Below are 17,444 nucleotides of genomic sequence, written 5' to 3'. Positions count from 1 at the left end.
GGGGCCGTGCTGGAAACCGGAGAGGACTACCGCGAAGCGGGGTTGTCCGGCCAGTGGTGGGAAAAGCGCCGGTTCACCGGCTGCGACTTCACCGGGGCGGACCTGAGCGGGCTGCAGACCCGTGGCTGCACGTTCGACGACTGCGACTTCAGCCGGGCCGACCTGTCGCGCTCGCGGCACGAGGCGTCGGCGTTCCGCTCGTGCACGTTCGACCGGACGGTGCTCGTCGACAGCCGCTGGTCGTCGTGCTCGCTGCTGGGTTCGTCGTTCGGCGACAGCGGCTTCGGCGGGATCGCGCTCACCGAGTGCGACCTCTCGCTGGCGTCGCTGGCGAAGGCGCGGCTGCGCCGGCTCGGGCTGTCCGGGCTGCGGCTGCGCGAAGCCAACCTGATGGAGGCCGACCTCACCGGCGCCGACCTGCGCGGCAGCGACCTGACGGGCGCCCGCCTGCAGGGCGCGAAGCTCGACGGCGCGGACCTGCGCGGCGCGCGGCTCGACGCGAACGCCCTGGTGCAGGCCGATCTCCGGGGCGCGCAGGTCGACATGGAGACCGCGGTCTCCTTCGCCGCCGCGCACGGCCTGATCGTCCGCTAGACGAAGAAAACCGGCGGCGAGCACAGGGTGCTCGCCGCCGGTTCACGCGCTTACTCAGTCGATCGGCGGTTCGCCCGGGTCGAGCTCGAGCAGGGCGCCGTCGGCGACCAGTTCCTCGATCGACGCCGGGAGCAGGTACGCCGACCCGCCGCCGGGCTGGTTGAACCACGGGATCGCGACGCCCGCGAGCGTCTCCAGCGGCCGCTGCACCCGGTAGACGTGGTACGGGCGGTTGATCCACTCCGGCACCAGCGACCGCTCGGCGAACGGCGTGCCCGCCGCGTACGTCAGGTTGCCGTTCGGGCCGCCGAAGCGGTCCAGCTCGCTGCCCGCGGGCAGCTCGCGCAGCTCCTTGCCGCGGAACAGCGTCAGCGGCGGCTCCCCGGACATCGGCCCGATCGGCCACTGCTGGTTACCGCCGCCACCACCGCCGTTGACGGCCGGGCGGACCGGCTCCGGACGACCCTGGCCGGGCGGGACCAGCGGGGCGCCCTGGGGCACCGGCGCCAGGACCGTCGGCGCGGCCTGCGGCGGCTCACGGCGCGGCGGGGCCGGGGCCGCGGGCGGCGGTCCGGCCTGCTGCTGCGCCAGCGGCGGCGGACCACCCGGGCCGGCGGCGACCGGCGCAGGCGGGCCGGGCTGACGCACCGGCGTCGGCGGCTCGTCGTCTTCGAGGTCGCCGAACAGCTCGTCGGCGCTGGTGAACGCCGTCTGCTCCTGCGGCGGCACCGGCTCGGGCTTGCGGACCGGGTACGAGCCGGTCGCGATCTCCGGCGACAGCGTCGCGACGACCCGCTGCGGCGCGGGTTCCGGCTCGGGCTCGGGCTCCGGTTCGGGCTCCGGCGCGGGCGGCTCCTCGGCGGGCACGTGGCCCTCCGGGTGGAGCAGCAGCTTGCCGAGCATGAACGCGGCCGCGTCCTCGGCGTCGCCGAACACCGCGGGGTTGCTGAGCTTGCCGTCGTACCAGCCGACGCGCCAGCCGTCGTCGACCTGCTCGACGCTCCAGCCGTGCTCGGCGGGCTCGCCCAGCTTGTAGCCGCTCTCCGGGACGTCCAGTTCGTCCAGTTTGGACTGCAGCCCGGCCAGCACCGGGTGATCCGGCGTCTCGCGGCGCAGCGCGCGCCGGCCCGAGCGAGGGGCGGCGGGCTCGGCCTGAGCCGGCGCCTGGGCGGCCGGCTGGGGCGCCGGCGGTTCCGGCACCGGCAGCACGCCGGGCACCTCGGGCTGGGTGATCATGGTCGGCGGGCCGGGGTCGAACGCGGCCGCGTGGGCAGGCTCGTCCTCCCGCCGCGGCCGGCCGGGCTCGAACGCGGACCGCGCCGGCTCCTCGTCGTCGTGGGAGACGTGGTCGTCGAACCCGTCGTCGTCCCGCACCGGCGGCTGGAAGACGGTCCGCCCCGCGGCGTCCTGAGTCGGCTCGAAAGCGGCGTGCGCCGGTTCGTCGGCGGCCGGCTCCTCGTCGTGGCGGCCCTGCGGGAAGCCGTGCGGGTCTTCCGGCTCCGGCTGACCGGCGTCGAACGCGACGCCGTCGTGCGCCGGCTCCTCGTGCCCGATCGGCTGGTCGGGGACGTACTCCGCGGTCTCCTCGAGGTCCGGCACCCGGCCGGGCTCCGGCGTCGTGCCGTTCGACCCGGCGGCGTGCCCGGCCGGCTCGTAGTGACCGTCCTCGGTGTACTGGTCGTCCTCGGCGAAGCGGTCGTCGAACTCCTGGTCGTCGTAGCCGTCTTCGGCGTACCCGGCCTCTTCGGTGTACTCCTGCTGCGGTGCGCCCGCGGCGGGGTACGCCTCGTCCTCGTAGTGCTCCTCGGCCGGGGTCTCGGGCTCCGCCGCGTGCGTGAGGAGCGGCGGCTCGACCTGCGCGGGCGGCTCCTGGTGCTGCTGCGGCGGCGTCACGGGCGGCACCGGCGGGGCCGGGGGAGCCTGCGCGGCCATGGCCGCCTGCGGCGGGCCCGCGGGGGCCTGCTGCTGCGGCGGCGGTCCCTGCTGTTGCTGCGGCGGGGGCGGCCCCTGCGGCGGCGGCCCGGCGGGACGCTGCTGCGGGTTGCCCCGGGTCAGGTACGCCCCGGCGGCCTGCAGCGTCGGCTCGTCGACCGGCGGCAGCTTGAAGCCGACGGCGCGGACGTGCTCGACCAGGTCCGGCTCCGGCGAGACGCCGTACTTGCGCAGGTAGAAGTTGACGGCGGCGGGCCAGATCCACTGGCCGTCGCTGTGGAACGCGACCGGGACGGTCGCCTCGGGCGTCTGCGCCAGCCGGTCGATGTCGTAACCGCGCTCGGTGACGACCAGAGGGGCCCGGTCGAGGTACTCGAGCATCCGGTCCTGCTCGTCGACCTCGAGGTCGGGCCGGTTGATCACCGGGCGGCCGGCCGGGCCGATCGTGTCGAAGATCCGGGCGATCCGGAAGTGCGGCCCCGGCTGCTCCGGGCCGAGCCCGGACATCCGCCGGATCAGCCACTCGGGCACGTTCTCCTCCGTGCGGGGGAACATGCGCAGTTCGTCCGAATAGGCCTGTGGGGGCGGCGCGAGGTTCCACACGGGTTCGTCGCGGTTGTACTCGAGGTTGTAGCTGGACGGGTGGTCCAGCTGGTACCGCGCGTTGAACCAGGTACCCCGGCCGTCGCGGTACATCCCACCGCGCAACCGCCCGAAGAGGGTCGCGATGTCGTGGGTGGCGAGCCATTCGTGCACCGAGCCGTCCTCGGTGACGATCTCGCCGGTCAGCTCGTGGTACCTCCCGACGGCTCGGTACTCCGCGCTGACCTTGCGCCAGTCGCGGGGGGCGGCGCGCAGCAGTGCCAGCCCGATCTGCTTGACCAGGGTGTCCTGCTCCGTCGCGTTCAACTGCGTCGTCGGTTGTGCCACGGGGACATTTTGACTGTTCGCGCGCGCGAGTGCACCCCGCATGTGGGTTTTGCCGCTCGACGGGTCAGCCGCACACGGTCTGACCTCGCGTGATGCGACGTGCCATAGATCACAGGTTGGTCGCGGACAAGATCACGGAGGGCCGCTCCGGGAGTGGCGATGAGTTTACGGGCTGCGACCGCGTACGCCTGGAAGCGACGCGCGGGCGGCCCTTTGCCAGAATGGACGTTGTGACGGCGAAGATTCTCGACGGCAAAGCCACCAAGAACGCCATTTTCGCGGAGCTCGAGCCGCGCGTCGCGGCGCTGGCCGCGAAGGGGGTGACGGTCGGCCTGGGCACCGTCCTGGTGGGAGACGACCCGGGGTCGCACTCGTACGTGCGGATGAAGCACGCCGACAGCGCCAAGATCGGCGTCAACTCGATCCGCCGCGACCTGCCGGCCGACATCACCCAGGAGAAGCTCGAGGCCGTCGTCGACGACCTCAACGCCGACCCGGCCTGTCACGGCTACATCGTCCAGCTGCCGCTGCCGAAGCACCTCGACGCCAACCGCGTCCTCGAGCGCATCGACCCGGAGAAGGACGCCGACGGCCTCGCCCCGGTCAGCCTCGGCCGGCTGGTGCTCGGCCAGCGCGGCGCCCTGCCGTGCACGCCGTACGGGATCATCGAGCTGCTCAAGCGCCACGGCGTCGAGCTGAACGGCGCGCGCGTCACCGTCGTCGGCCGCGGCATCACCGTCGGCCGCACGCTGGGCCTGCTGCTGACCCGCCGCAGCGAGAACGCCACCGTCACCTTGTGCCACACGGGCACCCGCGATCTCGCGGCCGAGGTCCGCCGCGCGGACATCGTGGTCGCCGCGGCCGGCGTGCCGGGGATCATCACGCCGGACATGGTCGCCCCGGGCGCCGCGGTGCTCGACGTCGGCGTGTCCCACGTGGACGGCAAGCTCACCGGCGATGTTCACCCGGACGTGGCCGACGTCGCGGCCTGGATCTCGCCGAACCCCGGCGGTGTCGGCCCGATGACCCGGGCGATGCTGGTGAGCAACGTCGTCGAGGCGGCGGAGCGCTCGGCCCAGGCCCGATGACCATGACCGACGACCGGCGGGACCAGCGGGACCGCCGGCCACGGCAGGCGCGGTTCAGCCAGCTGCCGTTCGCGGTGGTCCTGGTGGTCGTGGCGGTCGCCGCCCTGCGGATCTTCCAGTACCACTGGCGCGAGGGCGCGGCGCTGATCGGCGCCGCGCTCCTCGTCGCCGCGGTGCTGCGGGCGGTGCTGTCGACGGAGAAGGCCGGGCTGCTGGCGATCCGCGGCAAGGTCGTCGACATCGTCACCTACGTGGGCCTGGCCGCCTTGATCCTGTTCGTGGCGCTGACGATCATCGGCGGCCCGCTCAGCTCCTCTTAGGACGCCACCCGAGCGCCCCAATGTGGCGTTGGGTGCGTCTGACGCACCCAATGTGGCGTTCGGTGCGTCCAGCGCACCCAACGCCACATTGGGGCGTATGGGGACCGGTCAGGACGCCATCGCGAGTTCGCGCTCACGTCGTTCGACGCGGGCTTCGCGACGGTCCAAAGTGCCCGAGACGATCGCCAGCGACAGCCCGAAGACGGCCAGGAGAGCGCCGACCCAGTTGGGCGCCACCAGGCCGAGGCCGCCGGCGATGACCAGGCCGCCGAGGTAGGCCCCGATCGAATTGGCGATGTTGAACGCCGACTGGACCGCCGCCGAGACCAGCGACGGCGTGCCGCCGGCCTTCTCCATGATCCGGGCCTGCATCATCGGGCCGATCATGAACCCGGCGACGCCGACGAAGAAGATCGTGATCGCGGCGCCGACCTTGCCCTGCGCGGTGATGGTGAAGATGCCCAGCACGCAGGCCAGCGCGAGCAGCGCGGCGTACAGGCCCGGCATCAGGGCCTTGTCGGCCAGCCGGCCGCCGAGCAGGTTGCCGATCGTCATGCCGACGCCGGCCAGGGACAGCAGCAGCGTGACGTTCGACGGCGAGTAGCCGGCGACGTCGGTCAGCATCGGCGTGATGTAGCTCAGGCAGGCGAACACGCCGCCCAGCCCGAACGTGACGATCGCCAGCGCCAGGTGCACCTGCGGCCGCTTGAACGCGCTGAGCTCGGTGCGCAGCGACGCTTCGGCGGGCTTGCCCTGGTGCGGCACCAGCTTGGCGATGGCGGCCGCGGCGACCAGCCCGATCACGGCGACGACGCCGAAGGTGGCGCGCCAGCCGACCTGCTGGCCGAGCAGCGTGCCCAGCGGCACGCCGATGACGTTCGCCAGGGTCAGCCCGAGGAACATCATCGAGACGGCTTTGGCGCGCTGGCCGGGGCCGACGAGGCCGGACGCGACGACCGCGCCGGCGCCGAAGAACGCGCCGTGGGGCAGCCCGGCGAGGAACCGGAACGCGACGCCGAACTCCTGGTTCGGCGAGAGCGCGAAGAGGGCGTTGCCCAGCGTGAACAGGCCCATCATGGCCAGCAGCATGGTCTTGCGCGGCAATCGGACCGCGGCTGCCGTGAGCAGCGGGGCGCCGACGACGACGCCGAGGGCGTATCCGGAGATGAGGTAGCCGGCGGTCGGGATGTCGACGCCGAAGTCGGCGGCCGTCTGGGGCAGCACGCCCATCATGACGAACTCGGTGGTCCCGATGCCGAAGGCTCCGATGGCGAGCGCGAGCAGCGCGACGGGCACGGCACTCCTTCCAGGGGGTGAGAAATCGATTACCCGGGTGATCTTGGATTGTCTTCTGGATCGGTTCAGTCCGGGGGCAAAAAGGAAGACAGCTACCCGGCACCGACGCCGTGAGCTGCCCTACGGACAGTCCAACCGATGAGGGGGGTCGTTGTCATCCCGATATCGGGTGACGATCCACACCTGACCCGCGTGGGTCAGCGAGGCGCCGCGAGCACGCCGTCGAGCAGGCCCGGGAACAGGGCGTCAAGATCCTTGCGGCGCAACGAGTTGAACCGCGTCGTGCCTTCCTGGCGGCTGGCGACGACGCCGGCCTGACGCAGGATGCCCAGGTGGTGCGTGAGTGTGGACTTCGTCACCGAGACGGCCAGTGCGCCGCACGAGACCTCGCGCTCCGACGCCGCGAGCTGCCGGACGATCGCCAGGCGCACAGGGTCGGCGAGCGCGCGGAGCGTGCCCTCGACGGTCATCTCGTCCTGCCCGGGGTGGACGAGCGGCGACAGCGCGACGGACTTGGCCATGGGTTCATAGTACGACGCCGGTCGAAATTGTCGCCACCGCGTAGTACGGTAACCATCGAACTACGACGTTCGTCGAACCAATCGCCTGCTTCGCTTTGGGGGCTCCACCATGTCCGCACCCTCGTCCTCGAGGATCTCCGTGCTCGCCTTCGGCGCGTTCGGCGTCGGGACCAGCGGCTACATCGTCGCCGGGCTGCTGCCCGCGCTGACCGGCGAGCTGCACGTCTCCGCCACCGCCGCGGCGCAGCTCGTGACCGCGTTCGCCATCGCCTACGCGATCGGCTCGCCGCTGTTCGCCGCCGTCACCGGCACCTGGGAACGCCGCACGCTGCTCGTCGCCGCGCTCGTCGTCACCGCGGCCGGCAACCTGTTCGCCGCCCTCGCGCCCGGCTACGGCACGCTCCTGGTCGCCCGGGTGGTGACCGCGATCGGTGCCGCGGTGTTCACCCCGGCGGCCAGTGCCGTCGCGGCCGAGCTGACCAGCCCCGAACGCCGGGGCCGCGCGATCGCGCTCGTTTTCGGCGGCCTGACCGTCGCGCTCATCTTCGGCGTGCCGCTGGGCAGCCTCATTTCGCAGCACCTCGGCTACCGGACGGCGTTCGCGCTGGTCGCCGCGTTCTCCCTGGCGAGTGCGCTGGCCGTGCGGCTGGCGCTGCCGTCGGTCGCCGCGCCGCCGCGGGTCACCCTGGCCGAGCGGTTCGCCGCCGGCCGCGACCCGCGCGTGCTCGTCATGCTGGCCGTGACGGTCCTCGGCTGTCTCGCCGCGTTCATGGTCTACACGTTCGTGTCGCCGCTGCTGGCCGCGACCGCGGGTGTCCACGGCACGGCGGTCACGGTGCTGCTCTTCTGCTACGGCGTCGGCGGGGCGGTCGGCAACTTCGCCGGTGGCCGGGCAGCCGATCGCTGGGGTTCACGCACGCCGCTGCTCGTCGTGACGGCCGGGATCACCGTCGTGCTGGCGCTGCTGCCGATCGCGACGACGACGCCGATCGCGGCCGGCGTCACGCTGTTCGTGTGGGGCGTGGCGACGTGGTCGTTCAGCCCGCCGGTGCAGCACCGCCTGATCGAGCTGGCCCCGGGCCACGCCGGCTTGGTGCTCTCGCTCAACGCGTCCGCGATCTACCTCGGCGTCGGCCTGTCGGGCGTCGTCGGCGGCGCGGTCCTCGACTCCGCCGGCCCGCTGGTGCTGCCCGAGGTCGCGGCCGCATTGACGCTTGTCGCGCTGCTGCTCGTGAGCAGGGCGTGGGGCCGGGTCCGGGAACGCCGCGAAGAGGTCGCCGTCGGTTAGCCGACGGGACCGCGTCGGTCCACTTCGGACAGTGCGTCGCGGTGGTGGTTACGCGGGTGAGACGGGTTCGGCCGCGGCGGCCTTGGCGGCCTTCTTGAACGCGCGGACCTGGGCGAGCGTCTGGGTGTTGGTGACGTCCGCGATGGACCGGTGGGAGCCGCGGTCACCGTAGGCGCCGGCCGCTTCGCGCCAGCCCTTCGGCGCGACACCGCGCTGCTTGCCGAGGAGGGCGAGGAAGATCTTCGCTTTCTGCTCGCCGAAACCGGGCAGCGCGCGCAGCCGCTTGAGGACCTCGGGACCGTCGGGCTTCGGGCGTCCGGCGGTCCAGAGCCCTTCCGTGCGGCCGTCGTAGTTCTCGATGATGTGCTCGGCGAGCGCGTGGACGCGGCGCGCCATCGACCCGCCGTAGCGGTGGATGGCGGGCGGCACGACGCACATCTCGACGAAGGTCTGGACGTCGGTCGCGGCGATCTTGGCGATGTCGAAGCCGTCCATCCGGTCGGCGATCTTCCGCGGGCCGGCGAACGCGTGCTCCATGGGGTACTGCTGGTCCAGGAGCATGCCGACGAGCAAGGCGAAGGGATCGTCGTTGAGCAGCTTGTCGGCCGCGGGGTCGCCGGTCAGGTGCAGTTCACGCAGCATGTCGCCATTTTGACACAAGCGCCGTCTCCGAACGTGCTCCGTCGCGCGGGGTCGCCCGGGCCGGTCAGCGCGTCTTCGAGTACCGCGCCGGCGTCGTGCCCAGGTAGCGCTTGAAGTGCCGCGTCAGGTGGGCCTGGTCGGCGAACCCGGCGGCCGCGGCGACGTCGGCGGCCGGGGTGCCGTCGAGCAGCAGCCGCCGCGCGCGGTCGACGCGGCGGCCGGTCAGGTAGCGGTGTGGCGGCAGGCCGAACCGCGCGCCGAAGCAGCGCACGAGGTACGCGGGGTGCGCGCCGAGCGTGTCGGCCGCTTCCGCGAGCGTCATCGCGTCGGGCAGCTTCGCGTCGAGCAGGTCGCGCAGTTCGTCGGCGAGGCCGCGCTTCGGTTCGTGGGACGCGGGTTGCCCGAGGTGGGTGCGCAGCCGGTCGGCCACCAGCACGAGCCGGCTTTCGGCTTCGAAGGCGTCACCCGCGTCGGCCAGGGACTCGTGCAGCTGGTGGATCCGGGTGCGCAGCAGGCCGTCGGCGAGGCTCGGGCGGTCGACCGCGGCACCGATCAGGTCCTCGCCCAGCACCGACGCGTCCAGGTACAGCACGCGCTTGCGGAAGCCGTGGCTGGTCGCGGCGCGCCCGTCGTGGGCGACGTTCGGCGGCAGCAGCGTCACCGCCGGGCCGAGCGCGCCGTGGTGGTGGCGGTCGAGGTCGTAGCGGATGACGCCGTCGTCGACGATCAGCAGCGTCCACGTGTCGTGCGTGTGCAGCGGGTAGGCGTGGGTGATGAACCGCGCGTGGAAGACCTCGGCGATCCCCGGGACCGCCGGCCGCCAAGCCGAGACGCGCGCCTCCATGTCAAGAACGTACAAGACGCGGGCGTGGGCGGCGGGCGACGCTTTTCGCATGAGTTCCTTCGACACGAAGATCGCCGTCCTGCTGCGGGACGACCTGGCGTCCTGGCAACGGCTCAACGTCACGGCGTTCCTGGTCAGCGGCATCGCGCACGTCACGCCCGAGCTGATGGGCGAGCCCTACGAAGACGCCGACGGCACGGCGTACCTGCCGATGTTCGGCCAGCCGGTGCTGGTCTTTTCCGGCACCGGGGACGTCCTGACCGCGGCGCACGGCCGCGCTCTCGGCCGCGGCCTGCGCATCTCGATCTTCACCGACGAGCTGTTCCACACGGGCAACGACGACGACAACCGGGCCGCGGTCCGCGCGGTGCCGGGGGAGAAGCTCACGCTGGCGGGCCTCGCGGTGCACGGCCCGAAGAACGCCGTCGACAAGATCCTCAAGGGCGCGTCCCTGCACCGGTGAGCGGAACGCCGGAAACGGTTGCAAGGCCCGGCGAAAAGTGGCGAACCGCGCAAACCCGGCGTGTGACGCGCGGCCGGTGCCATCATCGCCTTCAGTGCGGCGGGAGGCGGCCCTGACTGGGGAGGTTTATTGATGAAATCCTTGCTGCGCACCGGTGTTCTCGCCGCGTCCACGCTGGCGCTGGGTCTCGCTTTCGTGCCGGTGGCTTCGGCGGATCCGGTGTCGACGGTCGATTACACCTCGGAAGCCGGCGCGCACCCGCTGAAGGGCTCCGCGAGCTACTCGGCGCCGGGCGACGAGATCGCCGTCTTCGAGTCCAACGGCGTGCTGTGGATCGACGTCCAGTCCGGCTTGAAGGACCTGAACGTCGAGCTGAGCGCCCCGGCCGGGGAGACCCTGCACACCGGGACCTACACGGGCGCGCGGTTCCGCGGCCAGAGCGACCCGGCGCTGGCCGGCCCGGGGATCTTCGTCTACACGGGCGGTCTCGTGTGCGGCGACGACTACGCCGACTTCACGATCGACCGCCTCGACCATTCGGCCGACGGACAGCTGACGGACTACGACGGAACGTTCGTCCAGCGTTGCGGCACCCCGGACGGCCCGGCCACCCACGGCGAGGTCCACTTCCACGCCTGACGCGCGTGAAGGGCACCCTCACGGCGCTTAGGTCCCTGAGGGTGCCCCTCACGGCACGAGGCGCTCCAGCGGCGGCAGGGCCCCGGTCGTCACCCAGGCGACCCAGTCGGCCGGCCCGAACACGCAGTTCCCGCACCACACGCGGCTCGCGCTCTCGGCCGCGAGCAGCCGGACGGCCTGCCACAGTTCGTCGTCGGCGTCGTGCCGATCGAGGGTCACGCGGTCCCCGGCGGTCCGGCAGAAGACACCGGTGCGGGACGTCGTCAGCCGGTCCCGGCGCTGGAGGAACCAGCCGTCGGGATCGGCGGGCGTGCCCGCGTCCCCGCCGAGGATCCGCCAGGCCACCGTGGGGCCGAGGGCCTCCTGCCACCGCACGGGATCCAGCGCAGCGGTGAGCCGCAGGGTGCAAGCGTTTGCGCTCGGTTCCGGCAGCACCGGCCGACGGTCCGTCCGCAGCAGCGTCAACTCGAACGCGGAGGCCGTGACGCGGATCCGGAGGGGCGTGAAGAACTCGACTGTCGTCAGCCCGTCGGCTTCCCAGCACGACGGCTCTTCCATCGTGTGGTCCGCGGCCGGCGGCTCGGCCACCGTCAGCTCGCCGTGGTCGGTACTCAGCTCGTAGACCTCGAAGACCGAAACCTCACCGGGCACGAACCGACCGCCGGTGTGCGCTTCCAACCGCAGCGAGACGCGGCTCCCGTCCGTCGTGACCGCCGTCAGCTGGCCGTCGGCGAACCGCGCCAGGTCGAGGCTCACGGAGCCGTCGCGTGCACCACGAAGACACTCCGCGTCCCGACCGCGAACGTCTTCGCGGCGACGTCCACGAACCCCGCGGCCAGCGCCGCCGCCTCGGTTTCGTCCGTCGGGAACGTGAGATCCCGCGGGACGAACGCCTCGAACGGCCCGGACGGCCGGAACCGCAGCCCCGACACCACCGAGAACGCGAGCCGTCCGCCCGGGCGCAGTACGCGGCGCCAGTCGGCGAAGGCCACCGCGCCCAGGAAGTGCAGCGACGACGCGCACAGCACGACGTCGGCCGTGTGGTCCGCCGCCGGCATCGGGACCGCCGGGCCGGCCTGCCACGTGATCACCCCCGACGGGTCCTGCGACGGCGCCTTCGCCTCGGCCCGCGCGAGCATCGCCGGCGACAGGTCCACGGCGAGCACCCGCGAGGGCTTCAGCCGCAACGCCGCGTACGCCGCGAAGCCCGTCCCGCAGGCGACGTCGAGGACCAGCTCAGGCCCCGCCGGCAGGGGGAGGACCAGCGCTTCCGCCACCGAAGCGTGGAAGGTGTCTTCGTCGTAGTTCTCGGCTGTGCTGTCGAAGAAATCGGCTCTGGTGTCGTGGTCCACGGCTTCAACCTAGCCGGGCGGACCAGCGGTTTTCAGTCGCCGGCGGCCCGCGAACCCCAGGTCCGTGCGGTGGTACCAGCCCAGCTCCGGATCGCCTTCCAGCCAGCACAGCAGGACGTCGACGCCGTCCAGCTCGGCCGGGAAGTCGACCAGCAGCGGCGCGAAGCCCTTCAGCTCGGCGCCGGTGTGCTGCACCGTCGTCATCAGGTCGTCGAGCCGGGCCTGCGCGGCCTTCCACTCGGGCAGCCCGCCCAGCGCCGTCGCCCGGCCACCCGGACGCAGCGACGCGGCGAGCTCGGCCGCGTCGGCGCGGACGCGCACCAGCTCGTCGAGGACCGGCCGCAGCCGCGCCAGTTCGTCACACGCTTCCGCGACGGTGAACAGTCCCATCCGCCGATTTTGCCATCGGCGCGCGTCAGGCTTCGCGGCGCCGCCGGACCAGCGCGTTGGCCAGCCCGCTGCCGACGAGCAGGAAGCCGGCCCCCAGCAGTCCGCCGATGAACAGGAAGTCCATGACGCCGTAGGCGATGTCGCTCTTCGGCATCAGGTTCACCAGCTTGAAGCCCCATTCGGGCACGGCCATCGCGGCGACGCCGGGCAGCACGCCGTAGATCAGCCCGCCCAGGATCGGGCCGGCGGCGGACAGCGCGCCGAGCGCGGCGACGAGCAGCAGCAGGATGGCGCCGCCGGCCAGCAGCGCGATGCCGAGCGGGTCGCGGTTGGTGCTCAGGGTGGCCTGGATCAGCTGCTGCTGCCGCAGCCCGCCCCAGCTCAGCAGGCCCAGCGCGACCGGGGTGAGCAGGAGACCGCCCAGCGCGCTCACCAGGTGGGCGACGCCTCGGCGCGGCCGTTCTTCGAGCACGTCCGGGGTGTCGTCGTAGTCGTCGTATTCGTATTCGTCTTCGTATTCGGCGTACCGATGGGTCGACATGGCCGTCACCTCCCGCATGATGAGTTCACGGATGGCATCGTGCCCTGGTTCACCCCATCGGCGCGACGATCGCTCGGCGAGCGGTCGGATCGGGTGACCGGCAGGTCGTGCCCGGTGATCCCGGCCACAATCCACGGGTGGAGACTTGATGCCGACCACTACTTGAACCATCCAGCTGCGTCAAGCAGTACGCTTGTACCGCTACCGGCGAGACTTAAAAGAAGAACGCGAAGATCCGCGGAAGGAGCACCGCTGCTCATGGCCAAGATCAAGGTCCAGGGCACCGTCGTCGAACTCGACGGCGATGAGATGACCCGCATTATCTGGCAGTTCATCAAGGACAAGCTGATCCACCCGTACCTGGACGTGAACCTGGACTACTACGACCTGGGTATCGAGGAGCGGGACCGCACCGACGACCAGGTCACCATCGACTCCGCGAACGCCATCAAGAAGCACGGCGTCGGCGTCAAGTGCGCCACGATCACTCCGGACGAAGCGCGCGTCGAAGAGTTCGGCCTCAAGAAGATGTGGCTGTCCCCGAACGGGACCATCCGCAACATCCTCGGTGGCGTGATCTTCCGCGAGCCGATCGTCATCCAGAACATCCCGCGGCTGGTGCCGACGTGGACGAAGCCGATCATCATCGGCCGTCACGCCCACGGCGACCAGTACAAGGCGACCAACTTCAAGGTCCCCGGCCCGGGCACGCTGACCATCAGCTACACCCCGGACGACGGCTCCGAGCCGATGGAGTTCGAGGTCGCGAAGTTCCCCGAGGGCGGCGGCGTCGCCATGGGGATGTACAACTACAAGAAGTCGATCGAGGACTTCGCGCGCGCCTCGCTCCAGTACGGCCTCGACCGCGGCCTGCCGGTGTACCTCTCCACCAAGAACACGATCCTCAAGGCCTACGACGGCCAGTTCAAGGACGTCTTCGAGGAGATCTTCCAGGCCGAGTTCAAGGCCGACTTCGACGCCAAGGGCATCTCCTATGAGCACCGCCTGATCGACGACATGGTCGCCGCGGCGATGAAGTGGGAGGGCGGCTACGTCTGGGCGTGCAAGAACTACGACGGTGACGTCCAGTCCGACACGGTCGCGCAGGGCTTCGGCTCGCTCGGCCTGATGACGTCGGTGCTGCGCACGCCGGACGGCCGGACCGTCGAGGCCGAGGCCGCGCACGGCACGGTCACCCGGCACTACCGCCAGCACCAGCAGGGCAAGCCGACGTCGACGAACCCGATCGCGTCGATCTACGCCTGGACCCGCGGCCTCGAGCACCGCGGCAAGCTGGACGGCAACCAGGAGCTCATCGGCTTCGCGAACAAGCTGGAAGAGGTCGTCGTCGAGACGGTCGAGTCCGGCCAGATGACGAAGGATCTGGCGCTGCTCATCAGCAAGGACCAGCCGTTCCAGACGACCGAGGAGTTCCTCGCGACGCTGGACGACAACCTGGCCAAGAAGATCGCCCAGGGCTGATCGATCGGACGAAAGCCCCCTTCCCGGAATGTCGGGAAGGGGGCTTTTGCGTGGTTCAGCCGAGCACGCTGCGTCACCGCCGGCGGGCCTTGATTGGCGCCTCCGGGTGGTTACGCCGCCCGGCGCTATTCGTCTGGGTAAAGGACTGCCTACCCTTGCGTGCAGGACGGGATTCGTGGTGAAGGAAGGCGTGGTCCTCGTATGTCGAAGAAAACGCTGATCATCGTCGGTGCCATCGTCGCGGTCATCGTCATCTACGCGTTGAACACGAACAAGCAGGCGTCCGGGGCGGCGGCCACCGGCTGCAAGGTCACGGTGATCGCGGACGTCCTCAACGCCCGCGAATCCGCCGACGGCAACGCGAAGGTCGTCGGGAAGTACCTGCGTGACGCCCAGTTCGACGCGCTGCCGGGTATCCAGAACGGCTTCCGGAAGGTGGCCGACGACAAGTGGGTCGCCGCCGCGTTCACCGAACCGGTCGCCGGGTCCGCCTGCTGATCGTCCCGGTCAGACGCCCAGGAGGTCGGTGCCGAGGGTGATGACGCCGCACAGCGCGGCGGTCAGCCCCAGCACCCGCGCGCGTTTCGGGTCGCGCTTGGCCGCGGCGCGCCAGTAGAGGCCGATGCCGATCACCAGCATCAGCAGTTCGACGACGGCCGAGACGGCGGGCAGCCGCCAGAGCCCGAAGCCGAACGTCGGCAGGTCGCCCGCGTTGCCGGGCAGGATCGGCAGGTCGGCGCGGTGCACGACGAGGTCGAGCAGCCAGTGCGAGAACACGACGCCGCCGAGGACCAGGCCGGCTTCCCGGCCGAGCCGCCACGCGGCGACGGCGCCGAACACCGCGGCGAGCACGAGCGCGCCGACGAGGGAGTGCGTGTAGTCGGCGTGGATGACGCCGCCGCCGTACCCTTCGCCGTCGATCGTCTCGACGCCGGAGAGGTAGAGCGGCACGAACACGACGTCCAGCCACGCGGTGGCGAGCATGAGCGTCCACACGGGAATGGCCGGGCGGCCGGCCTTGACCGCGGCCGCCAGCCCGAAGTGCCCGGCGATCATCGGCGGGCCTCCGTCCAGGGGAAGCGGGCGTCGAGCACACCGAGCCCGACGGTGAACAGGAGCACGGCGATGATGAAGGTCATCGTGGATTCTCTTTCTCTGCATAGGTTTTGAGGCCTTGGACGAGCATGGTCTTGAGGACTTCGAAGCTCTCGTCGACGTCTTCGGGCCGCCCGAAGCCGCCGGAGGCCTCGAGCCCGGCGAAGCCGTGGACGGCGGCGCGAAGGCAGCGCGTCGCGTGCACGGACCGCGCGTGGTCGAAGCCGAAGGGGCGGAGCACGGCGAAGACGACCTCGGCGACGGCGTGGGTCGCGGTGCTCAGTTCGACGTCCCCGCGATCCGGATCGGCGGTGAGCGCCCCGGTCCGGCGCGGGTGTTTCCGCAGGTAGCCGCGATAGCCGTCGGCGAGTGCCCCGACGGCTTGGCTCCCCGCGCGCCCAGTTGCGGCGGTGCGCAGGACGTCGGCCATCTCCTGGACCACCCGCAGGTCGACGAGCCGCCGCAGGTCGGCGAGGTTCTTGACGTGCTTGTAGAGCGAGGGCGCGGCCACCCCGGCCCGCTCGGCGACCTTGGCGAGGGTCAGTTCGTCGGGCCCGTGCTCGTCGACGAGCACGAGCGCGAGGTCGACGACGGCCTTGGTGGTGAGTCCGGCCCTAGGCGACATGACTCTGGCTACTTGGCATAGCTTTAAAGCTAATGGTCGTAGCTTGTGGGGTCAAGGCGCGTTTTTTGTCGGTGGTGGGTGTTAGAACTGATTCCGTCGGAAAGCGCAGGTCGGCGGGTGGTTCGCCGGGGGAGGAGCGATGTTTGGGAGGTGAGGTGCGCCGGGGTGGCGGACGTGTCCGCGGGGTCTCCAGGGGGAGTTCCGCGGGCGCCTGAGCCGGCGACTGCGCGCGGCGCTGGGGAGCGCGGCGGGTGGTGGGCCGGCGGTCCGGGGACGCACGCATCGAGCTGGGGAGCGCGGTGCGGCGGACGCTGAGCGGTTGCCGGGGGAAGCCTGCCGTCGCATTGTCGAGCGCGATGCGACTGGGGTTCGCCGTCGCTGCCGAGGCGGCGCGTGTCGTCGATGTGGAGGCGGGTGCAGCTCGGGGGAGCGGCGTCCGTGGCACCTCGTCGGCCGCGTCGTGGGCCGGCGGTGGGTGCGCGTGGTCCGGAGGAGGATCGAGCCTGGGGACCGGGTTCTGACGGGGGTCAGAGCGCGATGGTGAGATCTTCCTCCGCGACCAGCACTTCGCCGTCGAACTCGGCGCGGGCCTCGGCTGCGGCCGCGAGGCGGTCGGTGCCCGGCCAGAAGTGGGTCAGCAGGAGCCGGCGCGCGCCGGCTCGGGTGGCCCAGTGGCCGGCCTCCGTCGCGGTCATCAGGAAGCGGGGTTCTCCCTCCGGCGGTGGGGTGCGGAGGGTGGCGTCGCAGATGACCAGGTCCGCGTCGCGGCCGAGGTCCGCCAGCACGGGCGACGGTCCCGTGTCGCCGGTGTACGCCATCGTCAGCCCGGGCGCGGTGAGCCGGATCCCGAAGTTCGGCAGGAAGTGCGGCAGCTCGAACGGCGTGAGCCGGAACGGCCCGAGCGTCGTCGGCTCGCCGAGGTCGTGCACCTCGAACAGCTCGGCCGGGTCCGGCCGCGGCTCCAGCGCTTCGAGGCGCCGGACGGTGCCGGGCGTGCAGTGCAACGGCAACCGCGGCCGATCACGCGACGGCTCCTGGACGGTGTAGTACCAGGCCCGCCCGAGCGCGCTCACGTCCGCGCAGTGGTCGGGATGCTCGTGCGTCACGACGACGGCGTCGGGCAACCGGTCCCGGGTGTGCGCGAACAACCGCGAGGCGGCGCCGTACCCGAGATCGAGCACGACGCGGAACCCGTCGTGCTCCAGCAGGAACCCGGCGCACGCCCGCCCGGGCTCCGGAAACCCGCCGCAACTGCCGAGCACGGTGACCTGACTCATGACCGGCAGTCTGGCAGAGCACCCGCGGCCACCCGCACCGATTCGGACCCCCGAACCGGCCGGTGCGAGCCGGCCGCCCGGCCCGGCTCGCTGACGGAGCGGGCCCGGATCCACGTCCGCCGAGT

The 17,444-nt window shown here is 71.7% G+C and carries 20 protein-coding genes; 8 read left to right on the top strand and 12 right to left on the bottom strand.

Going from position 1 to position 17,444, the window contains the following annotated elements:
* Window positions 1–6: 6 nt before the first annotated feature.
* Window positions 7–594, top strand: a complete 588-nt coding sequence (locus tag ACLJQZ_RS37900) for a pentapeptide repeat-containing protein (RefSeq protein WP_247060710.1) — start codon at window positions 7–9, stop codon at window positions 592–594.
* Between the two features lie 54 nt (window positions 595–648).
* Here ACLJQZ_RS37900 and ACLJQZ_RS37895 read toward each other — a convergent pair whose 3' ends face one another.
* Window positions 649–3,498, bottom strand: a complete 2,850-nt coding sequence (locus ACLJQZ_RS37895) for a TNT domain-containing protein (protein WP_410625229.1) — start codon at window positions 3,496–3,498, stop codon at window positions 649–651.
* Window positions 3,499–3,686: 188 nt separating this feature from the next.
* On the opposite strand from ACLJQZ_RS37895, the gene ACLJQZ_RS37890 reads away from it, so the two are divergent.
* Window positions 3,687–4,544 carry a bifunctional methylenetetrahydrofolate dehydrogenase/methenyltetrahydrofolate cyclohydrolase gene (locus ACLJQZ_RS37890; RefSeq protein ID WP_410625227.1) on the top strand — a complete coding sequence of 286 codons (858 nt, stop codon included), beginning with the start codon at window positions 3,687–3,689 and terminating at the stop codon, window positions 4,542–4,544.
* Window positions 4,541–4,864, top strand: a complete 324-nt coding sequence (locus ACLJQZ_RS37885) for a DUF3017 domain-containing protein (protein WP_410625225.1) — start codon at window positions 4,541–4,543, stop codon at window positions 4,862–4,864. The genes ACLJQZ_RS37890 and ACLJQZ_RS37885 overlap by 4 nt, the downstream gene beginning before the upstream one ends.
* Before the next feature lie 108 nt (window positions 4,865–4,972).
* Here ACLJQZ_RS37885 and ACLJQZ_RS37880 read toward each other — a convergent pair whose 3' ends face one another.
* Window positions 4,973–6,160 (bottom strand): MFS transporter, encoded by a 1,188-nt coding sequence (locus ACLJQZ_RS37880; RefSeq protein ID WP_247060714.1) that lies wholly within the window; start codon window positions 6,158–6,160, stop codon window positions 4,973–4,975.
* A 197-nt stretch (window positions 6,161–6,357) separates the two neighbouring features.
* A complete protein-coding gene (locus ACLJQZ_RS37875) occupies window positions 6,358–6,681 on the bottom strand; it encodes an ArsR/SmtB family transcription factor (RefSeq protein ID WP_410625223.1) in 324 nt (107 codons plus the stop codon).
* A 109-nt stretch (window positions 6,682–6,790) separates the two neighbouring features.
* On the opposite strand from ACLJQZ_RS37875, the gene ACLJQZ_RS37870 reads away from it, so the two are divergent.
* A complete protein-coding gene (locus tag ACLJQZ_RS37870) occupies window positions 6,791–7,969 on the top strand; it encodes an MFS transporter (RefSeq protein WP_410625221.1) in 1,179 nt (392 codons plus the stop codon).
* A 48-nt stretch (window positions 7,970–8,017) separates the two neighbouring features.
* Here ACLJQZ_RS37870 and ACLJQZ_RS37865 read toward each other — a convergent pair whose 3' ends face one another.
* Together ACLJQZ_RS37865 and ACLJQZ_RS37860 are read right to left on the bottom strand one after the other, a co-directional pair.
* Window positions 8,018–8,611 carry an HhH-GPD-type base excision DNA repair protein gene (locus tag ACLJQZ_RS37865; protein ID WP_410625219.1) on the bottom strand — a complete coding sequence of 198 codons (594 nt, stop codon included), beginning with the start codon at window positions 8,609–8,611 and terminating at the stop codon, window positions 8,018–8,020.
* A gap of 64 nt (window positions 8,612–8,675) precedes the next feature.
* Window positions 8,676–9,455, bottom strand: coding sequence for an AraC family transcriptional regulator (locus ACLJQZ_RS37860; RefSeq protein ID WP_410625217.1), 780 nt, complete (start codon window positions 9,453–9,455; stop codon window positions 8,676–8,678).
* 49 nt (window positions 9,456–9,504) lie between these two features.
* On the opposite strand from ACLJQZ_RS37860, the gene ACLJQZ_RS37855 reads away from it, so the two are divergent.
* Both ACLJQZ_RS37855 and ACLJQZ_RS37850 read left to right on the top strand, forming a co-directional pair.
* Entirely contained in the window at window positions 9,505–9,918 is a 414-nt protein-coding gene (locus ACLJQZ_RS37855; protein WP_410625215.1) for a DUF2000 family protein, read from the top strand.
* A 132-nt stretch (window positions 9,919–10,050) separates the two neighbouring features.
* Window positions 10,051–10,557 carry a hypothetical protein gene (locus ACLJQZ_RS37850; protein WP_410625214.1) on the top strand — a complete coding sequence of 169 codons (507 nt, stop codon included), beginning with the start codon at window positions 10,051–10,053 and terminating at the stop codon, window positions 10,555–10,557.
* Between the two features lie 48 nt (window positions 10,558–10,605).
* Here the strand turns inward: ACLJQZ_RS37850 and ACLJQZ_RS37845 are convergent, their stop codons facing one another.
* Genes ACLJQZ_RS37845 through ACLJQZ_RS37830 form a run of 4 tightly spaced genes read right to left on the bottom strand, consistent with a single transcriptional unit; the run spans window position 10,606 to window position 12,840 of the window.
* Window positions 10,606–11,313: a hypothetical protein gene (locus ACLJQZ_RS37845; protein WP_410625213.1), complete on the bottom strand. Its 708-nt coding sequence runs from the start codon at window positions 11,311–11,313 to the stop codon at window positions 10,606–10,608.
* Entirely contained in the window at window positions 11,310–11,909 is a 600-nt protein-coding gene (locus ACLJQZ_RS37840; protein ID WP_410625211.1) for a class I SAM-dependent methyltransferase, read from the bottom strand. The genes ACLJQZ_RS37845 and ACLJQZ_RS37840 overlap by 4 nt, the downstream gene beginning before the upstream one ends.
* Window positions 11,910–11,918: 9 nt before the next feature.
* Window positions 11,919–12,299, bottom strand: a complete 381-nt coding sequence (locus ACLJQZ_RS37835) for a DUF2203 domain-containing protein (protein ID WP_410625209.1) — start codon at window positions 12,297–12,299, stop codon at window positions 11,919–11,921.
* 25 nt (window positions 12,300–12,324) lie between these two features.
* On the bottom strand, window positions 12,325–12,840 hold the full coding sequence (locus tag ACLJQZ_RS37830) for a hypothetical protein (protein ID WP_410625207.1): 516 nt from the start codon (window positions 12,838–12,840) through the stop codon (window positions 12,325–12,327).
* Between the two features lie 258 nt (window positions 12,841–13,098).
* On the opposite strand from ACLJQZ_RS37830, the gene ACLJQZ_RS37825 reads away from it, so the two are divergent.
* On the top strand, window positions 13,099–14,322 hold the full coding sequence (locus ACLJQZ_RS37825) for an NADP-dependent isocitrate dehydrogenase (protein ID WP_247060730.1): 1,224 nt from the start codon (window positions 13,099–13,101) through the stop codon (window positions 14,320–14,322).
* A 201-nt stretch (window positions 14,323–14,523) separates the two neighbouring features.
* Window positions 14,524–14,820 carry an SH3 domain-containing protein gene (locus tag ACLJQZ_RS37820; protein ID WP_410625205.1) on the top strand — a complete coding sequence of 99 codons (297 nt, stop codon included), beginning with the start codon at window positions 14,524–14,526 and terminating at the stop codon, window positions 14,818–14,820.
* 9 nt (window positions 14,821–14,829) lie between these two features.
* Here ACLJQZ_RS37820 and ACLJQZ_RS37815 read toward each other — a convergent pair whose 3' ends face one another.
* The 3 genes from ACLJQZ_RS37815 to ACLJQZ_RS37805 all read right to left on the bottom strand — a co-directional run bounded on the left by ACLJQZ_RS37815 (window position 14,830) and on the right by ACLJQZ_RS37805 (window position 17,319).
* Window positions 14,830–15,378 carry a permease gene (locus tag ACLJQZ_RS37815; protein ID WP_410625203.1) on the bottom strand — a complete coding sequence of 183 codons (549 nt, stop codon included), beginning with the start codon at window positions 15,376–15,378 and terminating at the stop codon, window positions 14,830–14,832.
* A 79-nt stretch (window positions 15,379–15,457) separates the two neighbouring features.
* Window positions 15,458–16,042, bottom strand: a complete 585-nt coding sequence (locus ACLJQZ_RS37810; RefSeq protein ID WP_410625201.1) for a TetR/AcrR family transcriptional regulator — start codon at window positions 16,040–16,042, stop codon at window positions 15,458–15,460.
* Window positions 16,043–16,569: 527 nt separating this feature from the next.
* Window positions 16,570–17,319 (bottom strand): MBL fold metallo-hydrolase, encoded by a 750-nt coding sequence (locus ACLJQZ_RS37805; protein ID WP_410625199.1) that lies wholly within the window; start codon window positions 17,317–17,319, stop codon window positions 16,570–16,572.
* Between the last annotated feature and the right edge of the window lie 125 nt (window positions 17,320–17,444).

This window comes from Amycolatopsis sp. cmx-8-4, assembly GCF_046548675.1.
Lineage (GTDB): Bacteria > Actinomycetota > Actinomycetes > Mycobacteriales > Pseudonocardiaceae > Amycolatopsis.
This window is presented reverse-complemented; position numbering and strand designations above follow the sequence as displayed.

Coding starts and splice junctions, on each gene's coding strand:
- ACLJQZ_RS37805 (WP_410625199.1), bottom strand. CDS start 17,319: ATGAGTCAGGTCACCGTGCTCGGCAGTTGCGGCGGGTTTCCGGAGCCC.
- ACLJQZ_RS37820 (WP_410625205.1), top strand. CDS start 14,524: ATGTCGAAGAAAACGCTGATCATCGTCGGTGCCATCGTCGCGGTCATC.
- ACLJQZ_RS37885 (WP_410625225.1), top strand. CDS start 4,541: ATGACCATGACCGACGACCGGCGGGACCAGCGGGACCGCCGGCCACGG.
- ACLJQZ_RS37875 (WP_410625223.1), bottom strand. CDS start 6,681: ATGGCCAAGTCCGTCGCGCTGTCGCCGCTCGTCCACCCCGGGCAGGAC.
- ACLJQZ_RS37810 (WP_410625201.1), bottom strand. CDS start 16,042: ATGTCGCCTAGGGCCGGACTCACCACCAAGGCCGTCGTCGACCTCGCG.
- ACLJQZ_RS37825 (WP_247060730.1), top strand. CDS start 13,099: ATGGCCAAGATCAAGGTCCAGGGCACCGTCGTCGAACTCGACGGCGAT.
- ACLJQZ_RS37870 (WP_410625221.1), top strand. CDS start 6,791: ATGTCCGCACCCTCGTCCTCGAGGATCTCCGTGCTCGCCTTCGGCGCG.
- ACLJQZ_RS37860 (WP_410625217.1), bottom strand. CDS start 9,455: ATGGAGGCGCGCGTCTCGGCTTGGCGGCCGGCGGTCCCGGGGATCGCC.
- ACLJQZ_RS37830 (WP_410625207.1), bottom strand. CDS start 12,840: ATGTCGACCCATCGGTACGCCGAATACGAAGACGAATACGAATACGAC.
- ACLJQZ_RS37855 (WP_410625215.1), top strand. CDS start 9,505: ATGAGTTCCTTCGACACGAAGATCGCCGTCCTGCTGCGGGACGACCTG.
- ACLJQZ_RS37865 (WP_410625219.1), bottom strand. CDS start 8,611: ATGCTGCGTGAACTGCACCTGACCGGCGACCCCGCGGCCGACAAGCTG.
- ACLJQZ_RS37815 (WP_410625203.1), bottom strand. CDS start 15,378: ATGATCGCCGGGCACTTCGGGCTGGCGGCCGCGGTCAAGGCCGGCCGC.
- ACLJQZ_RS37895 (WP_410625229.1), bottom strand. CDS start 3,498: ATGCGGGGTGCACTCGCGCGCGCGAACAGTCAAAATGTCCCCGTGGCA.
- ACLJQZ_RS37850 (WP_410625214.1), top strand. CDS start 10,051: ATGAAATCCTTGCTGCGCACCGGTGTTCTCGCCGCGTCCACGCTGGCG.
- ACLJQZ_RS37835 (WP_410625209.1), bottom strand. CDS start 12,299: ATGGGACTGTTCACCGTCGCGGAAGCGTGTGACGAACTGGCGCGGCTG.